At 62.1% G+C, this 20,752-nt stretch carries 18 protein-coding genes and 1 pseudogene; 4 read left to right on the top strand and 15 right to left on the bottom strand.

Features of this window, described 5'->3' with window-relative positions:
* Nucleotides 1–165: 165 nt before the first annotated feature.
* The 3 genes from AC1RCS_RS24650 to AC1RCS_RS24640 are packed head-to-tail and all read right to left on the bottom strand — an operon-like array spanning nucleotide 166 to nucleotide 5,432.
* The gene (locus tag AC1RCS_RS24650; RefSeq protein WP_492246511.1) at nucleotides 166–2,052 is read right to left on the bottom strand and encodes a site-specific integrase; all 1,887 of its coding nucleotides are present in this window, start codon (nucleotides 2,050–2,052) and stop codon (nucleotides 166–168) included.
* 1 nt (nucleotide 2,053) lies between these two features.
* Nucleotides 2,054–4,147, bottom strand: coding sequence for a hypothetical protein (locus AC1RCS_RS24645; RefSeq protein WP_492246510.1), 2,094 nt, complete (start codon nucleotides 4,145–4,147; stop codon nucleotides 2,054–2,056).
* Complete coding sequence (locus AC1RCS_RS24640) at nucleotides 4,098–5,432, bottom strand: tyrosine-type recombinase/integrase (RefSeq protein WP_492246509.1); 1,335 nt, start codon at nucleotides 5,430–5,432, stop codon at nucleotides 4,098–4,100. The genes AC1RCS_RS24645 and AC1RCS_RS24640 overlap by 50 nt, the downstream gene beginning before the upstream one ends.
* Nucleotides 5,433–5,554: 122 nt before the next feature.
* Between AC1RCS_RS24640 and AC1RCS_RS24635 the strand changes: the two are divergent.
* The 3 genes and pseudogenes from AC1RCS_RS24635 to AC1RCS_RS24625 form a co-directional block, all read left to right on the top strand.
* Nucleotides 5,555–5,731: pseudogene (locus tag AC1RCS_RS24635) on the top strand (thymidylate synthase); the annotation flags it as partial.
* 106 nt (nucleotides 5,732–5,837) lie between these two features.
* The gene (locus AC1RCS_RS24630) at nucleotides 5,838–6,449 is read left to right on the top strand and encodes a DUF4337 domain-containing protein (RefSeq protein ID WP_218297745.1); all 612 of its coding nucleotides are present in this window, start codon (nucleotides 5,838–5,840) and stop codon (nucleotides 6,447–6,449) included.
* A gap of 19 nt (nucleotides 6,450–6,468) precedes the next feature.
* Nucleotides 6,469–6,960, top strand: coding sequence for a dihydrofolate reductase (locus AC1RCS_RS24625; RefSeq protein WP_218297746.1), 492 nt, complete (start codon nucleotides 6,469–6,471; stop codon nucleotides 6,958–6,960).
* A 47-nt stretch (nucleotides 6,961–7,007) separates the two neighbouring features.
* On the opposite strand, the gene AC1RCS_RS24620 is transcribed toward AC1RCS_RS24625, so the two are convergent.
* On the bottom strand, nucleotides 7,008–7,286 hold the full coding sequence (locus tag AC1RCS_RS24620; protein WP_492246508.1) for a hypothetical protein: 279 nt from the start codon (nucleotides 7,284–7,286) through the stop codon (nucleotides 7,008–7,010).
* Nucleotides 7,287–7,544: 258 nt separating this feature from the next.
* On the opposite strand from AC1RCS_RS24620, the gene AC1RCS_RS24615 reads away from it, so the two are divergent.
* On the top strand, nucleotides 7,545–8,321 hold the full coding sequence (locus AC1RCS_RS24615) for an exodeoxyribonuclease III (RefSeq protein WP_492246507.1): 777 nt from the start codon (nucleotides 7,545–7,547) through the stop codon (nucleotides 8,319–8,321).
* A gap of 219 nt (nucleotides 8,322–8,540) precedes the next feature.
* On the opposite strand, the gene AC1RCS_RS24610 is transcribed toward AC1RCS_RS24615, so the two are convergent.
* The 11 genes from AC1RCS_RS24610 to AC1RCS_RS24560 form a co-directional block, all read right to left on the bottom strand.
* On the bottom strand, nucleotides 8,541–9,479 hold the full coding sequence (locus AC1RCS_RS24610) for a ferritin-like domain-containing protein (protein ID WP_218297748.1): 939 nt from the start codon (nucleotides 9,477–9,479) through the stop codon (nucleotides 8,541–8,543).
* 230 nt (nucleotides 9,480–9,709) lie between these two features.
* Entirely contained in the window at nucleotides 9,710–11,359 is a 1,650-nt protein-coding gene (ntrC, locus tag AC1RCS_RS24605; RefSeq protein ID WP_492246506.1) for a nitrogen regulation protein NR(I), read from the bottom strand.
* Between the two features lie 51 nt (nucleotides 11,360–11,410).
* Entirely contained in the window at nucleotides 11,411–12,433 is a 1,023-nt protein-coding gene (glnL, locus tag AC1RCS_RS24600; protein ID WP_218297761.1) for a nitrogen regulation protein NR(II), read from the bottom strand.
* A 98-nt stretch (nucleotides 12,434–12,531) separates the two neighbouring features.
* Nucleotides 12,532–13,038 (bottom strand): hypothetical protein, encoded by a 507-nt coding sequence (locus AC1RCS_RS24595; protein WP_218297750.1) that lies wholly within the window; start codon nucleotides 13,036–13,038, stop codon nucleotides 12,532–12,534.
* Nucleotides 13,039–13,240: 202 nt separating this feature from the next.
* Nucleotides 13,241–14,656 carry a type I glutamate--ammonia ligase gene (gene glnA, locus AC1RCS_RS24590; protein ID WP_218297751.1) on the bottom strand — a complete coding sequence of 472 codons (1,416 nt, stop codon included), beginning with the start codon at nucleotides 14,654–14,656 and terminating at the stop codon, nucleotides 13,241–13,243.
* 173 nt (nucleotides 14,657–14,829) lie between these two features.
* On the bottom strand, nucleotides 14,830–15,651 hold the full coding sequence (locus AC1RCS_RS24585) for a competence/damage-inducible protein A (RefSeq protein WP_492246505.1): 822 nt from the start codon (nucleotides 15,649–15,651) through the stop codon (nucleotides 14,830–14,832).
* Complete coding sequence (locus AC1RCS_RS24580) at nucleotides 15,648–16,604, bottom strand: EI24 domain-containing protein (RefSeq protein ID WP_492246504.1); 957 nt, start codon at nucleotides 16,602–16,604, stop codon at nucleotides 15,648–15,650. Before AC1RCS_RS24580 ends, AC1RCS_RS24585 begins: the two co-directional genes overlap by 4 nt.
* Before the next feature lie 38 nt (nucleotides 16,605–16,642).
* Nucleotides 16,643–17,656 (bottom strand): sterol desaturase family protein, encoded by a 1,014-nt coding sequence (locus AC1RCS_RS24575; RefSeq protein ID WP_492246503.1) that lies wholly within the window; start codon nucleotides 17,654–17,656, stop codon nucleotides 16,643–16,645.
* An 86-nt stretch (nucleotides 17,657–17,742) separates the two neighbouring features.
* On the bottom strand, nucleotides 17,743–18,606 hold the full coding sequence (locus AC1RCS_RS24570) for a polysaccharide deacetylase family protein (RefSeq protein WP_492246502.1): 864 nt from the start codon (nucleotides 18,604–18,606) through the stop codon (nucleotides 17,743–17,745).
* Nucleotides 18,579–19,562, bottom strand: a complete 984-nt coding sequence (locus tag AC1RCS_RS24565) for a YncE family protein (RefSeq protein WP_492246501.1) — start codon at nucleotides 19,560–19,562, stop codon at nucleotides 18,579–18,581. Before AC1RCS_RS24565 ends, AC1RCS_RS24570 begins: the two co-directional genes overlap by 28 nt.
* 267 nt (nucleotides 19,563–19,829) lie before the next feature.
* Entirely contained in the window at nucleotides 19,830–20,582 is a 753-nt protein-coding gene (locus tag AC1RCS_RS24560; RefSeq protein WP_492246500.1) for a 16S rRNA pseudouridine(516) synthase, read from the bottom strand.
* Nucleotides 20,583–20,752: the final 170 nt, after the last annotated feature.

Here is a 20,752-nt window from a genome sequence, read left to right as displayed (position 1 = left end):
CGGATTGAATCAACCGCCATTTTAGAAAGTTTGCGGAACTCCCGGACCGGGCAGGGATGAATAAACGCGTCGTGCTTTGCCAGCTCGCACCGCGACGCCACCGCCGGCAGCAGGAGTTCATCAACCTGTACACAGGCATTCTGCGCGCAGGGTTGGAGGAGACGCTCATCCGACATGTTGCGCTCCGCCCAACTTTTCCACGTGCCGTCCCAACCGGTCGGCGAGGCCCAGCCAGATCACCTTGAACTGCTCATTGCTCTCTTGGAGCCCTTTGGCCAGCGCATGCGATCGACGAGCCCTCAGAGCCTGTCCACCGCGCTCTGTGATGACGTGGCTCTGGCAGTCAGGATCACATTCGTAGTCCCCGTAACATGGCGGAGCCTCGTCTTGAGTGGGCAGGTCGAAGTTCTTCACGCAGCCGCCGATGCTTGTCGGTTGAAATCGAGCGCTCCGTCTGGCGAGCATCTCGATGTACCTCTCCCGAGCTTCCCCATAAAGCCCCATGCCTGCGAAGAATGCGTCGATCCGTGCCTTGTGCGTATCTGCGCCGCCGCCAGCGAACTTCGCGTTCTCGCTGTACAGGTCCTTCATCATGAACTCGCGAGCAGACGGCAACCTATTCGCGACGCTTGCCATCAGTTGCGACCTGTAGTTTCCATATCCCGCGGTTACCTCGTTCGGCATGCTGTTGAATCGGCTGTGGAAATGCTTCAGCTGCATGCTGATGTACGGAAGCTTGACCTGCTGATGAGCCAACTGAGCGACTAAGGTTTCACGACATTGGTGCACAGAAAATTTCCAGTCCGAGTAGTTTTCGTCAACGTCGATACGAGCAAGCCAACGCGACAGCTTAATGTTCAGGGTTGAACTGGCATACCCGCGATGCCCGACTCTAAATCGACCGAACGGGCTAGAGAAGAGGTATTTTTGCTTGGTGAATCGGCAAAAATATGAAAGCACTTCATACGCATCGCGCGCGATGTCTATGGCCAACCACCCTTCGCTTATCGGAGCGTCCTTCTTCCTTTGCTTCACGACCTTCGATTTGATGAACCAGTATCCGTGCTCATAGAAGATGGAACCATCGAGCACGTACTGCGTTTCGCTTCGACGCATCCCCGTAAAGAGCAACAAAATCATGATGGCCGAGCACTGAGCATCTACGATCATTTCTTCAACGGTCTCGTAAGTGAGGCCGAATCGACTGCGAAACGCAGCGCATTCTGAAAGGCCGTTGGGGTTCTCTCGAAGCAAAGCTTCGATCGCAGCACAATTGGCTTTCACGTCGCGGGACGCGGCATCTTTGTTGGGAGCCAGCTCAGCGCATAGCAGAGGCAAACCAACATCTGTTTTAAAGTCGCGAATCGCCTCCATGCAGTAGTCTTGAATCGCAAGAAAATACACATCAGGCAGCGGCTGGATGCCGTCACCTTCATTCGAATCAGGCCAGTGAATAGACCCCTTCTCGATATCCACGAGCTGCCATTTCAACGGGCCTGAAAGGTTCATTTGGATGTAAGGGGCGGAGATGAGCTTGAGTGCGCGTTTTAGAGCTGAACCCCGCCCCGGATGTTCCGCGATAACTTCCTTCAGTAGTGAAAAAGAAATGTCCTGAAGGCGCCGAATGGAAACGCCTCGCGTCGCCGCCTTCAGCACTGCAGCAGAGAAAATCCTTGCGAGGTCTTCGATGCGCGCTTTGACCGTTTGAGGACTCACCTCCTCTTGACTGACGCGCGCGTTTTTAATCAAGGCAGGGTAGTAGCCATGAATGACTGCGGCAATCTTCAAATCGCCAACCATCTCAAGCGTGAGACAGTATTTATATTTTGAGCGGTGCGCCGAGTTGGCGTGACCGAAAGTCGCGCCGCGCCCATGCATAAGATCGCCCCACACAATTGAACTGGACGCGACCCCATCGTTTTCCACAGATTCAGTTTTCACGAGAAGCCAAGAAAGGTCTCCGAACTTAGCCTCCCAAATGGGCATGTCGTCAGAGAACCGCCCGGTTCCGGCCATCACGTCGCTAAGAGAAGGAATAGTGTTGGCCAGCATGTCAAATCCCTTGATAGATCAATTGGTCAATCAGGACGTCGTCAAGGGAAACAGCCTTACGCCTGGCCTCCTCAATGACTTCGCGAGGGAAAACGACGTCTTCCTTGATGACTCCGTCGATGAGAGTCACAACGTCCTTGAAAAGCTGCTCGCGCGGTTGAATCGCGGGCGAGTTGATCTCCAACGCTGACTTGACCCGCTGGCGGTAGACGATGATTCGCGGCAGGGATGCTTCAGTGACGATGGCTTGGTCGCAGAAGAGGCACATGTTCCAGAACTTGCACACAGTCCCTTTAGTGTGTTTTGTCGCGGCTCGGACGTTTTCACTAGGCGCGTACGGGTCCCGGCAACCGCACCCTGACAGGGTTTCGCTGAATCCCGTATCGACAGGCGTGGGGTTGGCCCTGAGCGTGCTCCCTGCGTCGCGCTGATCTTGAGATCGGCGGACGATTTTCTGCATGGCGTCAGTGACTTCCCGATTGAAAGCAGGCTGCAGCCGATGCGCATCCAAGTAGGCAGTGCTCGTTTGAATGCTTCCGTGTCCCAAAGTCGTCTGGACCTGAAGCAAGGTTGCGCCTCCGAGCACCATGTTCGTAACGAGAGTCGGTCTGCACCGTGAGATGTTGAATCTGAAATCGTCTCCCAAAAGCTCTTCCAGCCCCTCCTCACGCTTGAACCTCTTGTACCAAGCGCCGGCCTTTCCTTTGGGGTCGAGACCGACGACCACCGGCTGGCCAACCTTGCGAGTCGCCTCAACATCTAGAAAGACGAAGAGGCGCTTGGCCAGTTCCATGGGTGCGTCGCCACGAATCCTGGCGGTGAGGGCGAGGATGATGTCGATCAGTGCCTTCACCTTTCTTGCCACATCTCCGGGGAGGAAGACCTCTGTGAGATCAAGCACACCAAGGTGCAGCGCTTGCTCCTCGGAGCGGCGCTCGCTTCCGGAACGTTTCTTCCTGTACGCAATTGCGGGCTCTCCCGTCAATCCGTGCTCATCTTGAAAGGAGTCGATCTCCAGGAGCTTCAGCGCTTCCACGTTCAGTCCTGTGAGGACGCCGAGTTCGGTCGCAAGCGGCATGATGAGCCGGTCGTCAATGTGTGGCCACACGCCCCAGCGGTGGAACAGCGTTCGCATTCGCTTCTCGGTGCAAACCAAGGACAGCTTGCGGAGATTGAAGTCGGCAAGCATCGCCTGCGGGTCACAACCGTAGTTGTTCTCGAACGCCCAGACAAGAGCGCGCTCATCGGCCTGCGGCAGGTAAATGGGGGTGAGGCCAACGGCTTGCTCAGGGGTGCTCCCGCGTTGTAGTTGGTGAGCGATCATCCGCTCCGAGACGTTGTATGCCCGCCCAGCGGCGGCAAGACTTGAGTAGGTAACGCCCTCGACGACGACTTCGCGCGATGTTCCATTTGCAGTACGCACTCTGACATCCAAGCCAACAGCCTCGCGTGCGGTCCAGCCCTTCTTGATGCGGTCGGTGATGTGGCCATGCGCCACGCCGTAGATGCGGGCGGCCTCTGCAACGGGCACTTCGCACCCGTGCAGCGTCAGTGACTCGACCATAGTGCCTCCCCTATATGGGATGCCCATACCTATCGGCTTGTACCCCCGCACCACGCTAGAGGCGAGGCTAATCCAGCGAGCGAGCGCCGCGTTGATTATTTCCTGCGCCTCCTCATCGTATGCGGAGCGGGAGTCAGTCTCCCGCGTGCCCTTGTAGACAGGCGGCGGGTACACGACATTGTCGATAACCCGAACGGCATAGGCGAAGTCCATCACTTGCCTCACTGCCTTGTAAATGCCGTAGCGCGTTATGCTGGTGAGCCGGCTCTCCCCCAACCACTTGAAAAATCTGATAAGGGAGTCTGTTTCCCAATGTTTGTGCAAGTAGAACCGCGGATTTTCTTTCAATTCGGCGTAACCGGCGCGGGTTTCTTCAAGATATTCAATGTACTTATTTTTGGCGTACCTGAATGTGGCGGCCGTTGGCTCTTCGTTTTCGCGCTCAACTTGGAAGAAGATCCAAACAACCTGGGCGTATGGGTTATGAAGAGTCGGCTCGGGCGGGCGAGTGATTTGAATGACGTTTTCCATTTCGATGACCTCGTTTTTCCTTGTGTTGAAGACTGCCTATATACGTCTTGGTCCGTATATCTTCAGCTTCCTCAAGGCGATTGATCTGCCGACCTTTCTTGGTCAGCTTATCGAGCATGTGCGGAGAAATTTGGGTATAAATCTCCGTGGTGCTCAGGTCATCGTGGCCCAACATCTTTTGAACAATCAGCATCCGGTCGGTGTACTCCTCCCCCACGTCCGAACGAAGAACAGAAAAGGCAGCACCATGGCGCAGCCAGTGTGTGCAGAAATCCGCATGCAAGCCGGCGCGGCGAACAGCGTTCTTGAACTGTTTGCTGGCGTTTCGCACACTCCAAATCAATTGGTTGATGGTGAGGAAGACAGGCTTGTTCGGATCTGCGACATCCCAATCCGGTGCAAGCTTATATTCAAGGGTCGCGTGGTAAGCCTTAATACGACGAAGGACGGCGCGTGAAATAAGCGTAATGCGCTCTTTTCCTTGCCCGGCTCGACCCTTGACACCATTGATGCGAATTGGGATCAGTTCATACCCAGATGCATAGCTCTTCTCGTCGGGCAGGTCCTTACGCTTCAATTCGACCAACTCGCTGATTCTCAGACCCATATCATATTGAGCATGAAACATGCACCGCTCGCATTCATTGTGCAATTGAAGGAGCAGATCAATAACGTGAGCAGCCTCAATAAACTTCGGGCTTTTGGCATTGGAACGCTTCGTGACGTTCTTGGTCATCCCAATTCGGCCCCAGGGCAGATAATCTTCGTCGCGGAGCCGGCCCGCTTCTTCGGTGCAAAGCCAAAGAAGAAATTCTTTTAAGCAAGCTTCCCGCCCTTGACGAGTGGAACGCTCGCGACCGAACTCTTGCATATGGGTCAGCCAAGTCACCAAATCATTGCGATTGAAACGAAGAATACGTTCGTCAATTGAAGATTTGAAACTGGAAGGAAACTCTTCAAGCCAGCGAACCACATAGGTGAGGTTGCGGCCGTATTGAATGACGGTTCCCTGAGCGTACGTGTGACCAACTTCGGATTGAATTTTGCGAAGCCAACTCGATGCGGTTCGTACAATGACACCGTTGCTGTCCGTGATCGTAAAGTTCTTGCTAGCGACCGCTCGGGCGGCGAGCTCGACCTCTTCCCCGGAAGACTGCAGAGTGAAGCGGGGCACACCGGCAGGGAGCGCTGCGCAATTCAGCCGGGCCTGAAGCTCGGAATGTATTTGCCACATGGGCACCGGCCAAAGGTTCGACTCAACTTGCTTCCTTGGCTGGAGACTCATCTGCGCATCCTGGTTGTTTGGTTGAATTTTTGGTTCTTACTAAAAATCTGTCAAGATCCAGCACAACAGACAGTTCCTTTGGAGAGGCCCCAGTGTTGACATCATTGTTTTGGTTCCGAAAACACATCTACAGCAACCACCACGAGCAAGTGCAAACGCAGCTGGCGCGCACACCCTATCCCTACCCGGTGCTGAACATCAAGCGCCGCCCCGGCAGCATCTTCGACTACCAATACGAGGACTTCGAAGTGGTGGACTACCAGTGCCACCCGGCGATCAAGGCCCCCGTGGCCGTGTGATCACGCACCAGCCCTTCTTGAGACCCCACACCTCCTGAGCCCCAGGGCCAGGTGCAGCAGCGCCCAGCCCGCATCCACCAACAACCACCACCACGAGCTTTCATCCATGTCTTCCGGCGGATTTCACGTACACGGCCCCCACGACCACGCGGTGGAGCATGCCACCCACGGCCACCATGACGACGCCACGGCCAGCCACGGCAACGACGGCAATGGCTCGTCCATGAACAAAATCGCGATGTTCACCGCCATCGTGGCCACGGTGGGCGCGATCTTCTCGTACATGGGCGGCGCCACGCAGGCCAACGCCGGGCTGCTCAAGAACGACGCGGCCATCAAGAAGACCGAGGCCTCCAACCAGTGGAACTACTTCCAGTCCAAGAGCACCAAGCAATCCCTGGCCGAACTGGCCCGCGACCTGGCGCCCGATGACCGCAAGGCCGGCTACCAGACCAAAGTGGAGCGCTACGAAACCGAGAAGAACGAGATCAAGGTGGCCGCCGAGAAGCTCGAGGCCGATGCCCACGAATTCGACCGCAAGAGCGAAGCCCAGATGCACCAGCACCACCGCTGGGCCCAGGCCACCACGGCGCTGCAGGTGGCCATCGCGCTGGCCGCCATTGCGCTGCTCACCAAGAAAAAATGGCTGGAATACGGCATGTACGGCGTGGCCGCCGTGGGCCTGGGCGTGGGTGCCCTCGCCGCCTTGCACATCTGAAAAACAAGGACGTCCCGCCATGCCAGTGCACCTCATCTACGCCCGCGCCGCCAACGGTGTGATCGGCAAGGACAACGCCCTGCCCTGGCACCTGCCGGAGGACATGGCGCACTTCAAGCAGCTGACGCAGGGCTGCCCCGTGGTGATGGGCCGCAAGACCTGGGATTCGCTTCCGGCGCGTTTTCGCCCCCTTCCGGGCCGTACCAACATCGTGGTGACGCGCCAGCACGACTGGCAGGCCGAAGGCGCCCGGCGCGCCGAGAGCCTGGACGCTGCGCTGGCGCAGTGCGATCCCCGCCAGACGGTGTGGGTGATCGGCGGCGCGCAGATTTACGCCGAGGCCCTGCCGACGGCAGACCGGCTGGAGGTGACCGAGATCGCCCGGGACTTCGAGGGCGACGCCCACGCGCCAGTGCTAGGCAAAGCCTGGACCGAGGCCGCCCGCAGCGACCATGTGAGCACCAACGGCCTGCCCTTCAGTTTTGTGAGCTACGTGCGCGCGGCGGATTGAGTCCCTCTTCGGCGGGCACGTGCCCTTCCCTTTCCCCTTGCACCCAGCTATGGGGTGGCTGACGGGGTTTTTGCAGGCGTCTGGTCGCGCGACGGATCGGGCGTCTGTGCGGGCGTGAGGGCCGGAGCGGGTGCCGGTGTTTCCGCCGGCGTCTGCGCGGGCGGGGGAGCTGGCGTCTGGGCCGGCGTCTGCACCGGCGTGGAGGCAGGGGTCAACGCAGGCTGCAAGCCAGGCACCACCGCAGGAGTGTTCACCCCCTGGGCACCTGCAGCCGCGGCCCCCATGGCCAGAACGCAAGCCAGCGCTTGCTGGTGAATGGATGGCATGGAGTTCTCCATCGGGAACAGATTTCCAGTGTCTGGGGAACGGCGGCCGCGAAGCGTCGGACAAATACCCGTGGTCCCGGGGGATGGGGCGCTTCGTGCCGCGGTGCCATGTCGGGCACTCAGTGCACAGGCTGATGCCACAAGAAAGCAATGATGGGTACGATGCGCGCTGCGGGCCTTCGCCCACGGCCGCCACCGCTGCAGCTGCTGGCAGTCAGTGCGGAGCCCTTGTTTTTATTCACTATTACTGTTCAAAAAATGCAAATAGCCACCTGGAACGTGAATTCCCTGTCGGTGCGCCTGCCCCAGGTGCTGGCCTGGCTGGAGGCCAATCCGGTGGATGCCCTGTGCCTGCAGGAACTCAAGCTGACCGACGACAAATTCCCGCACGACGCGCTGAAGGAGGCCGGTTACGAAGCGGTGACCTTCGGCCAGAAGACCTACAACGGCGTGGCCATCCTGAGCCGGCATCCCCTGCGGGACGTGGTGCGCAACATCCCGGGCCACACGGACGAACAGGCCCGCGTCATCGCCGCCACGGTGGACACCCCCTCCGGCGCGTTGCGGCTGGTCAACTGTTATTTCGTCAATGGACAGGCCCCTGGCACGGAAAAGTTTGCGTACAAGATGCTGTGGCTTACGGCGCTGCACCGTTGGCTGCGCGAGGAGTTGCGGGCCCACCCGCGGCTGGCGCTGCTGGGCGACTTCAACGTCGCGCCGGAAGACCGCGACTCATTCGACCCGGTGGGCCTGAAGGACACGATCCACCACACGGTGGAAGAGCGCCAGCACTTCCAGGATTTGGTTGCGCTCGGCCTGACCGATACCTTCCGCATGTTCGAGCAACCTGAAAAAGCCTATTCGTGGTGGGACTACCGCATGCTCGGCTTCCAGAAGAACCGGGGCCTGCGCATCGACCACATCCTGGTGAGCGAGGCCCTGCGCCCGACGGTGACGGCGTGCGTGGTGGACCGCGCTCCGCGCAAGAACCCCCAGCCCAGCGACCATGCACCGGTGGTGCTCACGATGGCGTGACGTGTTGGCAAGGCGCCTGCCCTGCTGCCGGCGCGCCCGCAGCAGGTCCACCGGCCAGGGCGCACGCCGGGCAGGCCACAACACAAAGGCTGCAAGGATTTCTCCTTGCAGCCTTTGCTGGTTCATGCACGGGCAAAAGACGCGCCATGGGCCCCGCCGGCGGCCCTTGCATGCGCCACGGGCCGGAGCCCGGGGGTGCAGCCGTCCGATAGGATCCGATCAGGTGTTGGAGTACGAATCGCGCAGGCCACGCACTTCATCATGGTTGCGCTGCGCCCCTTGGGACTGGCGTTCCACCAGGGCCCGTACATCGGCGGGCAGTGCCGACTTCAAGGCCTTGCGGTAGCGCGCCACGGCAGCGTCCTCGCCGCGCTCGCACTCTTGCAGCACCGCCTTGTCATCGTTGATGGACAGCGCCGACTTGACCGACACCCAGCCCCGGTGCAAGGCCCCGGCCACGGTACCGCCCGAGGCCGGCTCGCCACCCAGGCGGCGGACTTCGCTTTCCAGCTCGGTGGCGGCGGCGGCGCATTCCCGCGCATGGCGCTGGAACACCCCCTTGAGTTGCGCCGAATTGGCGCGCTCGGCACAGGCGGTGAAACCATACTCCCCGTCGCGCGCCGATTCCAGCAGATCGTTGAGAACGTCCACCGTGTCTTCGTTGTCCGCCACGTCCAGCGGAAGCTCGTTGTTGATGCGGGCGCTGGATACGCGGTCCCACGCGGCGCGGGCGGCAGGACGGGCATCCGTCCAGGCCAGGCCGTCCGAATGGCGGGCACGCCAGTCGTCCGCCAGGCGGGGTTCGACGGCCTCAAAGTCGCCTTCGTAGCGGTCTACGGAAGACCAGCCCAGTTCGTAGGCAGGGCGGTATTGGTCGTACGTGCGGCCACCCACGTAGTAGGGCTCGCGGTGGTAGCGTTCGCGCCAGTAGGCGTCTTCATCCGTGGGGTTGACCGCCTCGGCGGCAGCCTTGCCAGCCAGGCCGCCGGCCACGGCGCCCGCCACACCGCCAATGGCTGCCCCCACGGGGCCGCCAAAGGCACCCGCAGCCGCCCCAGCGGCCGCCCCACCCATCGCGGCCCCCACGCCGGTGCCGACGGGATGGGCGCCCGGCTCGTTGGTCAAGGGGTCACGGTTGGCATCGTTGAAATCCGACATAGAAGCTCTCCGGTTGGTTAACAGTGAGTTCATTGTTGGATTCACCCCCGCCGCCCCGGGTCGGTCCATGGAGTGCTTGCGTGTAGGACACCGACCAGCACGCCGCGCCCTCGCCACAGGCTGGGGCGATGCGAACCGTCCGGCGCCTTTCTGCAAGAGGCGCAGCCACACCAATACGCTATATTTTTAATAGCATACAGCGCTTGAAAATAAAGCGCTACAGGCCAATTTCACCCTTCATCTGGCGCATCCAGGCCCAGCTCCTGGATCTTGCGCGTGATGGTGTTGCGGCCAATGCCCAGGCGCTGGGCGGCCTCCATGCGGCGGCCATGCGTGGCGGTGAGCGCGGTGCGGATGAGCCGTGACTCGAATCGCCGCGTCAGGGCATCCCACACCTCGGGCTGGCCACCCGCGAGCAGTTTCTGCGCTTCGGTCTCCAGCGCCTGTTCCCAGCCGTGGCCGACAGGGGCCGCAACCGGCGCCGCGGACACCTCCGGAACCACCGGCCAGGCGGCCGCCCCGGGGGCCACGCTGACTGGCGCAATGGCCGGGGCCACGGGCGGGTGCAGTCCACCAACGCGCTCAGCCGGCACAGCGGCCACGGGGCCCGCATGCGGGAGAGGAGGCGCACCGGCGGAAGGCTGCAGCTGCTGCGCGGCAGGCTCGGTGGTGGCGCCTGCACGCGGCACGGGTTGATGGACGGGGGCTTCCAGCACTTCGGGCGGCAGGTCCTGCAGGGAAATGACCTGGGCAGGTGCCATCACAGTGAGCCAGTGGCAGATGTTCTCCAGCTGCCGCACATTGCCCGGAAAGGCAAACTGCTCGAGCCGCGCGAGGGCCGAATCTGCAATGCGCTTGGGCTCCACCCCCAGTTGCCGCGCGCTTTGCTGCAGGAAGTGGCGCGTGAGCACGGGCACATCCTCATGCCGCTCGCGCAGCGCAGGAAGGCGAAGGCGGATGACGTTGAGGCGGTGGAAAAGGTCCTCGCGGAAGCCTCCTTCCTTCACGCGCTTTTCCAGGTCCTGGTGGGTCGCGGCAATCACGCGCACGTGGGCCTTCACGGCCGCATGGCCACCGACGCGGTAGAACTGGCCGTCCGACAGCACGCGCAACAGGCGCGTCTGCAGGTCGAAGGGCATGTCGCCGATTTCATCGAGGAACAGGGTGCCGCCCTCGGCCTGCTCGAAGCGGCCGCGCCGCTGCGTCTGCGCGCCCGTGAAGGCGCCGCGCTCGTGGCCGAAGAGCTCGGACTCGAGCAGATCCTTGGGGATGGCAGCGGTATTGATGGCGACAAAGGGCCCATCGGCGACCGGCGAATGCTTGTGCAGCGCGCGCGCCACCAGTTCCTTGCCCGAGCCCGATTCGCCCGTGATGAGCACGGTGACCTGGCTCTGGGAGAGGCGGCCGATGGCGCGGAACACGTCCTGCATCGCGGGCGCCTGCCCGAGCATCTCGGGCGTCTCGGCCTGGCGCTCTTCCGTCACCTCTTCGCGCTGGCTTTCCTCCACCGCCCGGCGGATCAGCTCCACCGCCTTGGGCAGGTCGAAGGGCTTGGGCAGGTACTCGAAGGCGCCGCGCTGGAAGGCGGATACGGCACTGTCCAGGTCGGAGTACGCCGTCATGATGATGACGGGCAGCCCAGGCTGCAGTTCGCGCACCTTTTCCAGCAACTGCAGGCCCGAGCCGCCGGGCATGCGGATGTCGCTCACCAGGACCTGGGGCCCTTGGCGCGCGGGGTCGCCAGCGGTGATGTCGGCCAGCGCATCGAGCACCTCGCGCGGGTGCGTGAAGCTGCGCGTGGGCAGGTTTTCGCGCGCCAGCGCCTTTTCCAGGACGAAGCGGATCGAGGGGTCGTCATCTACTATCCAGATCGGCTTCATATGTTTTTCTTACCTTCCCTGTGGTTGCGTGTCAGGGACCATCGTGCGCTTTCAAGGCAAGGGAATCAGGATGCGGAAGTCGGTGCGACCCGGCACGCTGTCGCATTCGATCAACCCATGATGGCGCTGCACGAAGGTTTGCGCCAACGTGAGCCCCAGCCCTGACCCGCCATCCCGACCCGACACCAGAGGGTAAAAAATACGCTCCTTGATCGTGTCGGGCACGCCCGGTCCGTTGTCGATGACATGCAATTCCAGTGCCAGCCGGTAGCGCTGGCGACCAAACGTTACTTGTCGGGCCACACGGGTGCGCAGGGTGATGACCGCGTCGCCGGCCGCGATGCGGTCGGTCAGCGCCTGGGCCGCGTTCTGCACAATGTTCAACAGCGCCTGGATGAGCTGGGCGCGGTCGCCGCGGAATTCTGGGATCGAGGTGTCGTAGTCGCGCTGCACGCGCAACCCCTGCGGGTACTCCACCAGCACCAGCGAGCGCACGCGCTCGCACACTTCGTGGATGTTCACGTCGCCCACCAGGTGCGGGTGGCGGTGTGGCGCAAGCAGCCGGTCCACCAGGCTTTGCAGGCGGTCGGCCTCGTGGATGATGACCTGGGTGTACTCGGTGAGCTCGCGGCTCTCGAGCTCCATCTCCAGCAGCTGGGCGGCACCACGGATGCCGCCCAGGGGGTTCTTGATCTCGTGGGCCAGGTTGCGGATGAGCTCCTTGTTGGCCTGTGCCTGGTCGAGCAGGCGCTCCTCGCGGTCCTGCCGCGCCTGCTGCTCCAGCGGCCACAGCTCGACGAGGATCTCGCCCACCTGCTCGGCGTCGGCAACGTTCACATGCACGGGCACCGGGTCCTGGTGCAGGCGCTTGAGGCTCGCCTCATACCGCAAGGCGGCAAAGTCCTTGCCCCGGGCACCTGCCAGCGCGGTCTGCAGCAACGCGGGATCGGTGAAAAAGGTGGAGAAGTCCACGCCTTCCAGGGTGCGGCGCGACAGGCCGAGCGTGTTTTCCAGTGCCGCATTGGCAAATTGCACGGCGCCATCGGCGCGCAGCACGGCCACCAGGGTGGACATCAGGTCCAGCGAATGGAATCGCCCTGTGTCGGTGGCTGGGGTGTCGGGAAAGGGCGAAGAGCTCACACGCGTGCCATGCAAGAAAAAAGGAAGGTGACTTAGTTGGCGGGCGGCAGGCGTGCGATCTCGCGCTTGATGCCGGCAATGTCGCTTTCGCTGCGGGCCACGTTGGCCTTGAGCTCCGCCGTGCGTTCCATGTAGCGCTGGGGGTTGCGCAAATCGAGGGCATTGCGCTCTGGCGCGCCGCCGTTGTATTCCTTCACCAGCTCGGCATGGCGGGCCTCGGCCTTGCGCAGTTCGGATTCGAGAATGGCCCGCGCATCGGCATCGCGCGCTTTCTGGTCGTTGCTGTTGGCCCGGGGTGCATTCGAAGGTGCCGCCGTTGCCGCAGGCGTGCCGCCGCCCGAGGGCGCCGGGGCCGCCGACGCCGGCCGGGTGCCCTGCACGACGGTGACATTGCCGCCTTCCACCAGCTTGCATCCCCGCTCCTTGGCCTGGGCGGCGTTGTTGGTGTATTCGTTGCCACAGCGGTAGATGCGGTCTTGCGCCCACGCGGCCGGTGCCGTCGCGGCGATGAGTAACAGGGTGATGAGCGTTTTCTTCATTCGGTTTCCTCGCACTGCCATGCAGGGGTCAGGGGAGTATCCACCAATCACCATGCATCGCCAATCCAACACCAGCAGGCCCTCGCAGGGCTTTGTACATGGATGCAACGGCCCCGGGATTGGTTTCACCAGCCTCTCCGGCCCCATGAAAAAAGGCGGCCTTGGCCGCCTTTTTGGTGAGCAACAGCCTGCAGGGAGGCGATTACAGCGAGTAGTACATGTCGTACTCGACAGGGTGAGGCGCCATGCGGAAACGCGTGACTTCGCCCATCTTGAGCTCGATGTACGCGTCGAGCATGGAGTCGGTAAAGACGCCGCCCTTGGTAAGGAAACCACGGTCCTTGTCCAGATACTCCAGGGCCTGGTCCAGGCTGTGGCAGACGGTGGGCACCAGCTTGTCTTCTTCGGGTGGCAGATGGTACAGGTCCTTCGTGGCGGCTTCGCCCGGATGGATCTTGTTTTCCACGCCGTCCAGGCCGGCCATCATCAGGGCCGAGAAGGCCAGGTAAGGGTTGGCCGATGGATCGGGGAAGCGCGCTTCGATGCGGCGGCCCTTGGGGTTGGCGACGTAAGGAATGCGGATCGAGGCCGAGCGGTTGCGGGCCGAGTAGGCCAGCTTCACAGGGGCTTCGAAGCCGGGCACCAGGCGCTTGTACGAGTTCGTGCCGGGGTTGGTGATGGCGTTCAGGGCGCGTGCGTGCTTGATGATGCCGCCGATGTAGTACAGCGCGAAGTCCGACAGGCCGGCGTAGCCGTCGCCCGCGAACAGGTTCTTGCCGTCCTTCCAGATGGACTGGTGCACGTGCATGCCGGAGCCGTTGTCGCCAGCGTAGGGCTTGGGCATGAAGGTAGCCGTCTTGCCGTAGGCGTTGGCCACGTTCCAGACCACGTACTTCAGGACCTGGGTCCAGTCAGCGCGCTCGACCAGCGTGCTGAAACGCGTGCCGATTTCGTTCTGGCCAGCGCCCGCCACTTCGTGGTGGAACACTTCGACCGGGATGCCCAGGGATTCGAGGATCAAGGACATTTCGGCGCGCATGTCCTGCGTGCTGTCGACAGGAGGCACGGGGAAGTAGCCGCCCTTGACGGTGGGACGGTGGCCGCGGTTGCCACCTTCGAGCTTGGCGCCCGAGTTCCAGGGGGCTTCGTACTCTTCGATCTCGAACATGACCTTGCCGGGTTCGTTGGACCAGCGCACGCCGTCGAAGATGAAGAATTCTGGCTCGGGGCCGAAGAAGGCCGTGTCGCCCAGGCCGGAGGCCTTCAGGTAGGCTTCAGCGCGCTTGGCGATGGAGCGTGGGTCGCGGTCGTAGGCCTTGCCATCACCGGGTTCGATCACGTCGCACTGCAGGAACAGCGTGGTTTCTTCGAAGAAGGGGTCGATGTTGGCGGTGCTGGGGTCGGGCATGAGCTGCATGTCCGAGGCTTCAATGCCCTTCCAGCCAGCCACGGACGAACCGTCGAATGCGTGGCCGGACGTGAACTTGTCTTCATCGAAGTGGGACACCGGCACGGTCACGTGCTGTTCCTTGCCCCGGGTATCGGTAAAACGGAAGTCAACGAACTTGACTTCGTTCTCCTTCACCATCTTCATCACGTCTGCAACGGTCTTGGCCATCAGGTTCTCCTGGGTAAAGCGCTTGTTGAAAAAAGAATTTGTGGAAATAAAAGCAGTTTGCGTGCCAGCTGGGTGCAGCCGCCGCACTATGAAGGAGCACTACGGACTGCAGGCCGATAGGACATTTGCGAGATTGCACCAATAAGGTGCGCAACAACGATCAACACCAAGCATCACAAATTGCGCACCAATTCAGGGCCACACTCTGCACCAAAACTGTGCAATCCCGTCTTGAGATCCTGCCAGGCGGCCGGGACCAAGGGAGCAGGACCTTTGACGCCCAGTTCGATGTGCCGCCCGTATTGTGGATGATCCACGCTGGGTAAGCTGAACACCCGGATCTCGGGGTGCGATTTTTCTATGCGCTCCATGAGAGGTGTCAATGCTGCCTCCATGGCGCCATAGACCACCACCGACTGCTCGACCTGGGGAGCACGGTTGAACAGGTCTGCATAGTGGTGGTCGAGCACCCATTCGATCATGGGCCAGGCCATGACCGGGAATCCGGGCACGAAATGGACGGCACCGCCGCCAGCGCCCTCGCAGCTGAAGCCGGGAATCTTGTTGTAGGGATTGGGGATGATGCGGGCGCCTGCGGGAAAGACGCCCATGTTGAGCCGGTGCACATTGTCCGGCCGCTCGGCTTCGTATGGCACACCTTGCTCCCGCGCCACGTCCTGCATGCGTTCGCGGATCAACGCCTCGGCCTCGGCATGCAGAGCCAGCTCACGGCCCAGGGCGCTTGCCGCGCATTGGCGGGTGTGGTCATCGGGCGTCGCACCGATGCCTCCGCAGGAGAAGACCACATCGCCCGAGGCAAAGGCCCGCCGCAGTGTCGCGGTGATGCGGTCCGGGCTGTCCCCGACGTAGTCCGCATACGACAGCGACAGGCCGCGAGCCGAGAGAAGTTCGATGACTTTGGGCATGTGCTTGTCCGCGCGCTTGCCCGACAGGATTTCATCGCCCACGATGATCAGGCCGAAAGAGGGAGTCATGGGGAAGGGGTTCCGTGGGTGGGAGATGGCGTCGGAGACGCTGCGAGTGCCGCCGGGGCTACAGCAGCAGGAGGCGGCTCGGCACTGGCGTCCGGTCCGCGCACCAGCTCCTTCGCCGGCGCAAGGATCGGGGGCGCCTCAGCGGCCACCGGCCCCGCAGCCTCTTGCCGCAGGCGTGCCAACGCGGCCAGGCAGTAGTGCGCGAACCACAGCGATGAAAATGCGAAAACGAGGGTGTAGATCCAGATCGCCAACGGCACCAGGATGAAAAAGGCCGCTGCAAACACCACCCCCGAGGCCCATACGATGCTCGGCGCAGCGCCTAGGTAGCCCGTCAGGATGCCAATGCCCAGCAGTCTGCTGCGGTGGCGGCGAAAAATAGCCTGCCGCTCCTCCTTGCTGGCATGGTCGGCCAAGACATCGAAAGCCATCACCCGGTAAGTAAGCCACCCCCAGATCAAGGGCGGCAGGATGAGCACCAGCGGCGGCACCAGCCACAGGGGCACAGACACCACCAGGGCGATCAATGCCAGCAACGTGGAACTGACCGACCACACCACGCTGGCGATGAAGGAGCCGCCCTTCTTGCGCTCCAGGGCCGGAAAGCGCCGGTCGGCCACCAGCGCCACCAGTGCAGGCGTCATGAGCACCGCCACCACCAGCAGGGAAACCACCACCAGCGCGGGTGCCACCGCCAGGATCACCATCAGTGGCGCCACCACCGAAGTGACATCTCCCAACCCCCAGCCCTGCAGCCAACTCCAGAAGCTGGCCAGGAGGGCGGAGGCGTCCAGCAGTGCGCGCATTCCCCGCACGGCGCCGTCCCAGTAGAAGTACCCCAAGCCCAGCGCCAGCGCCACCATCAGCACGAGCGGCAGCACGGACAGGGCCATCACACGCGGGCGCAGGCAGTAGGCAGCGGCGCGCCAGAAAGAATCAAACAGAAGTCCCATGCCGGCAAGCATACCGTCTTGACCGTCCGCAGGGGCTTTCAAGCCTTGCCGAGCAGCCGCAGCAAGCCACGCCATTGCTGCGACCAGAAACCCTTGCCGTAGTCCCGTACCTGCCCGGTCGGCCCCGCCTCCACCTGGTCGCGCACGCCCGTCGAATCGAAGCGCAGCTCGAAATTGGCGGTGCGCATCAGAATGTCCCACCAGGGCAGCAGCACTCCGAAGTTGTGACCGCCCAGGACGGTGCGATACCTTGCGCGCCCCGCGCTCGCCCCCTCACCCGGCAGCGGCTTGATGGTTTCATGGCCGATCCCAATGCTGTGGTGCAGGCGGTGAAAGCGCGGGCTCACCCACAGCCGCTCGCCCCAGCGGCCAAACCACAGGCGCACGTTGGCATGCTGAAAGCTCTCGCTGAGCTGCGTGATGGCGACGATGGCGATGAACTGCCCCGGCGCGACCCCGATGAGTTGCGCCACCACCACGAGAATCGTGTCGCGCAGCAGGTCATCGAGCAGGTGGTTGCGGTTGTCGCTCCACATGGTCATCTGGCGCTGCGCATGGTGCAGGGAATGAAGGCGCCACCACCATTCAAAATGGTGCTGCCCCCGGTGAATCCAGTAGTCCACGAAATCGAACACCACCAGATACAGCAACAGGCTGACCCAGGGTACATCGGTGATACCGGGCCAGAGGCCATCGAGCTGGAATGTGCTGATGCCCGCCACCCGCAAGGCGCCGAAGAACGAATCCGCCAGCGGGTCCACCGCCAGGAACAGGCCCAGCCGGAACAGGCCCAGCCGGTGAATCAGCGTGTAGAGAATGTCGGTGCGGATCGTCGCCCGGTCGGTCACGGCCTCCACCGGCCGCCAGCGCTGCAGCGGGCCAATCACCGCGGCGATCACCACGAGCTGCAAAAGACCCACCAGTATCCAGCCCGCGGCCTCGTAGCCGCTTTCAAGCTGGTTCCCCAGTCCCATGGCGAACATCGCTGGCTGCAACAGGCTTTCAAAAAGCCATTGCTGAGCCGCATCAAATCCGTTGCCTAGCCACCCCATCGCGTCACGCTCCCTCCGTACCGCCGGCCCCGCCTGCACTCAGGCGGCGGCCGTGCACAACCCAAACAATCCCCGCCGCCATGATCTCAGCGCCCCTTCCCGGGTGCATAGTCAGGATGCTCGCGCAATGTGCGAAAGCAAAACCCCCGCTCCTTGAGGCCCACGATCAGCGGCTCCAGCACCGCCGGCGCCCACGGGTCCTTGCGCGACCAGATGCCCAGGTGGGCCAGCAGGATGTCGCCACTGCGCACCTCGCGCAAGGCCTTGTGCAAGAGCGCGGCGTTGCTGGCCTTCTCACTGGGCAATTCGTCTCCCAGGAACCCCGCCGGGGACCACCCCACATGCGTGAAGCCGCATGCGCGCGCACTGGCGAGCAGCCGTGGCGATGTCTTGCCCCCCGGCGCGCGAAACAGAGGCAGGGGAGTCTTGCCCGTCAGCACCTGCAACCGGTCCGCGGCCCGGGCGATCTCTTCGCAATACCCGGCGGCCGTCAGCACAAAATCCTGCCCCTCTCGAGGCCCTGCCGAGGGACGCACGCGGAACGAAGGGTTTTCTACCGTGCCAAGGTCGGCGCGCCAGTACGTGTGGTCCCAGGTGTGCGAGGCAAACTCATGCCCTTCTGCCGCGCGTGCGCGCCACCACGAAGCCCAGTGGGCGCCCAGGCTGCCATCGCCTTCCTGGGTCCGCTCATTGGCGGCAAAAAACGTCACGCGCACCTGCTGGCGCGCCAGAACCTCCGCAACCAGAGGCGCGACGGCCATGTGGCCCGTGTCAAAGGTGAGGTAAACAGGAGTTTTACAGTCGTTTTGGGCATTGGCGCCCGATATGCATGCGCCAATTGCTATAAAAAATATAGCACCCCTGATCCCGCGGGCAAGCTGCCCCCAACCCCGGGAAAGCCGGCTACGGCCAGCCCCGCCGTTCAGCGCGGCGCGTGCTGCAGCGTCCATACGCCGTGGGGAGACTTGCCCACCGTGACCTGCCGCACGACCTTCTTCGTTTCAGTATCCACCACGGACAGCTTGCGCGCCCAGCGGGAACTGACATAGATGAAACGGCCATCGGCGGACACCTCCATGCAGTCGGGCCCCCCGGGAACAGGGTAGGACTCGACCACCTGCTGGGTCGTCATGTCGATTTTGCTGATCGAGTTGGCCACGCGGTTGCTGACATACAGATGCCGTCCGTCACCCGCCGCGCGGAAAGCGTGCGCTCCATTGCCCGTCTTGATTTTCTTGATGCTCACGGGTTCGCGTCCGGAAACGTCGAACACCTCTACGCTGTCACTGCCAGTCAGGCCCACGAACACGCGCTTGTCGTCTGCGCTGCCGTAGACATCTGCAGGCATGGCTCCTGTTTTGATGCGCCACTTGATCGTCTGCGTCGCGATGTCGATGGCCACCAGCTCGTCGCTGTCCTGCATCGTGGAGTACACCGTGGTACTTCGGCTGTCGATCCACAAATGGCTTGGGGTGCGGGATGTGGCCACGCGCTGGACGAGAGTCAGTTCCTTGCCATCCCAGCGATAGAAGTCCACGTGGTTGAGCCGGTTGGCCGCCGTGATGAACCACTTCATGTCCGGTGTAAAGCGCAAGTGGTAAGGGTCCACGATGCCGCGGACGGTGCGCTGGACCTGTGCGGTGCGCGGATCCAGGAACGTCAGCGTGTCACCCAGCGCATTCGCCACGATGATCGACTTCTCGTCGGGGGTGAGATAGAGATGGTGAGGCTCCTTGCCCGTGGGAATGCGGACGGTCTCGGTCCAGGTCGCAGGGTCAATGACGCTGACGTTGGCTTCCAGGGAATTGAGCACGAACAAAGGAGGCGCTCCAGCCAGCACGCCCTCCATCGACATCCAGAGCCCACCCAGCGCAAGGTATGCGCGTGCAATCGAAAAAATCTTCACACAACCACTTTCAACACAGCATTCGAGTGTAGCGCCGCCCATGCGGATACCCCGAACAGGAACACGTAACATCCTTGATGTAGAACGGCCTTGGATCAAGAAACCAGGCTTCGAAAGGCCAGAAGCTCGGCATCGAAAGGGCACGGATTCAGGTGCTTCCAGCTACAAGCCCCCTCAATCAGTAGCCCCCACATTGGAATGTTCTCCAAGCAGCCAAGCACCGAATACACGCGAGGGTGCTGCTGTGCGCTCCCCTCCTCTTACCTCTCAATTGGATTGAGCAAGCAAATCCAGTTCGTCGTGGCTGAGCCATTTCCACGCACCGGGGGCCAGATCGGATGGCAACTCCATCGCACCGATGCGCGACCGATGCAGCCCCTCCACGCGATTGCCAACAGCAGCGAGCATGCGCTTGACCTGGTGGTATTTTCCTTCTGTCAGCGTGAGGTCCAGCCGATGGCTCCCCGCTTGCGCGCAGGCCGCTGCCCTCACCGGTTTCGGGTCGTCGTCGAGCACCACGCCTGCAAGCAGCTTTGCGATCTGTCCCCCATCTACGGGGTGCTTCGTGGTGACTTGGTACACCTTGGCCACATGTTTCTTGGGCGAACTCATCCGGTGAATGAACTGTCCATCATCGCTCAGCAACAGCAATCCTGTGGTGTCCTGGTCCAGCCGGCCCACAGCCTGCACCCCTTGAACCGCACTTTTCGTAGGCCGCTGGCGCAAAGGAGGCGGCAGCAGGGTATAGATGCTTGGGTAAGTCGAAGGCTTTTGAGAGCATTCGGTGCCTGCGGGCTTGTGCAGCAACACATACGCTTTAGCGTGATAGGGCCAATCGACGCCCTGAACGCGCAGTATCAACCCTTCCGGCTCCAGCTCGGCTGCCGCGTCGGTGCACGGCTCGTAACCCTGGGTGCCGGACGACGATTCGCGCACCGATACCCAGCCCTGCTGTACCAACCCCGCGCAGACACGGCGGGTGCCAAAGCCTTGGGAATACAGAATATCTTGCAGCTGCATAACGCGGAGAAATAGAAGCTAGTTGAATGTAAACGTGCTTGCGTGCGGCCCAAAGCAAAACGCCCTTCTACTCAGCAGAGCAGAAGGGCGGTTTGGGCTGTAAGAGCCTGACGATGACCTACTTTCACACGGGAACCCGCACTATCATCGGCGCAAAGTCGTTTCACTGT

It is taken from the genome of Acidovorax sp. GW823-FHT01C06 (genome assembly GCF_058798375.1).
The sequence above is the reverse complement of the archived record's forward strand: the minus strand, read 5'-3'. Positions and strand labels throughout refer to the sequence as shown.

Excerpts from the sequence above, each read along its gene's own strand:
- AC1RCS_RS24650 (WP_492246511.1), bottom strand. The coding sequence starts at position 2,052 with ATGCTGGCCAACACTATTCCTTCTCTTAGCGACGTGATGGCCGGAACC.
- AC1RCS_RS24645 (WP_492246510.1), bottom strand. The coding sequence starts at position 4,147 with ATGGAAAACGTCATTCAAATCACTCGCCCGCCCGAGCCGACTCTTCAT.
- AC1RCS_RS24640 (WP_492246509.1), bottom strand. The coding sequence starts at position 5,432 with ATGAGTCTCCAGCCAAGGAAGCAAGTTGAGTCGAACCTTTGGCCGGTG.
- AC1RCS_RS24630 (WP_218297745.1), top strand. The coding sequence starts at position 5,838 with ATGTCTTCCGGCGGATTTCACGTACACGGCCCCCACGACCACGCGGTG.
- AC1RCS_RS24625 (WP_218297746.1), top strand. The coding sequence starts at position 6,469 with ATGCCAGTGCACCTCATCTACGCCCGCGCCGCCAACGGTGTGATCGGC.
- AC1RCS_RS24620 (WP_492246508.1), bottom strand. The coding sequence starts at position 7,286 with ATGCCATCCATTCACCAGCAAGCGCTGGCTTGCGTTCTGGCCATGGGG.
- AC1RCS_RS24615 (WP_492246507.1), top strand. The coding sequence starts at position 7,545 with ATGCAAATAGCCACCTGGAACGTGAATTCCCTGTCGGTGCGCCTGCCC.
- AC1RCS_RS24610 (WP_218297748.1), bottom strand. The coding sequence starts at position 9,479 with ATGTCGGATTTCAACGATGCCAACCGTGACCCCTTGACCAACGAGCCG.
- ntrC (WP_492246506.1), bottom strand. The coding sequence starts at position 11,359 with ATGAAGCCGATCTGGATAGTAGATGACGACCCCTCGATCCGCTTCGTC.
- glnL (WP_218297761.1), bottom strand. The coding sequence starts at position 12,433 with ATGTCCACCCTGGTGGCCGTGCTGCGCGCCGATGGCGCCGTGCAATTT.
- AC1RCS_RS24595 (WP_218297750.1), bottom strand. The coding sequence starts at position 13,038 with ATGAAGAAAACGCTCATCACCCTGTTACTCATCGCCGCGACGGCACCG.
- glnA (WP_218297751.1), bottom strand. The coding sequence starts at position 14,656 with ATGGCCAAGACCGTTGCAGACGTGATGAAGATGGTGAAGGAGAACGAA.
- AC1RCS_RS24585 (WP_492246505.1), bottom strand. The coding sequence starts at position 15,651 with ATGACTCCCTCTTTCGGCCTGATCATCGTGGGCGATGAAATCCTGTCG.
- AC1RCS_RS24580 (WP_492246504.1), bottom strand. The coding sequence starts at position 16,604 with ATGGGACTTCTGTTTGATTCTTTCTGGCGCGCCGCTGCCTACTGCCTG.
- AC1RCS_RS24575 (WP_492246503.1), bottom strand. The coding sequence starts at position 17,656 with ATGGGGTGGCTAGGCAACGGATTTGATGCGGCTCAGCAATGGCTTTTT.
- AC1RCS_RS24570 (WP_492246502.1), bottom strand. The coding sequence starts at position 18,606 with ATGGACGCTGCAGCACGCGCCGCGCTGAACGGCGGGGCTGGCCGTAGC.
- AC1RCS_RS24560 (WP_492246500.1), bottom strand. The coding sequence starts at position 20,582 with ATGCAGCTGCAAGATATTCTGTATTCCCAAGGCTTTGGCACCCGCCGT.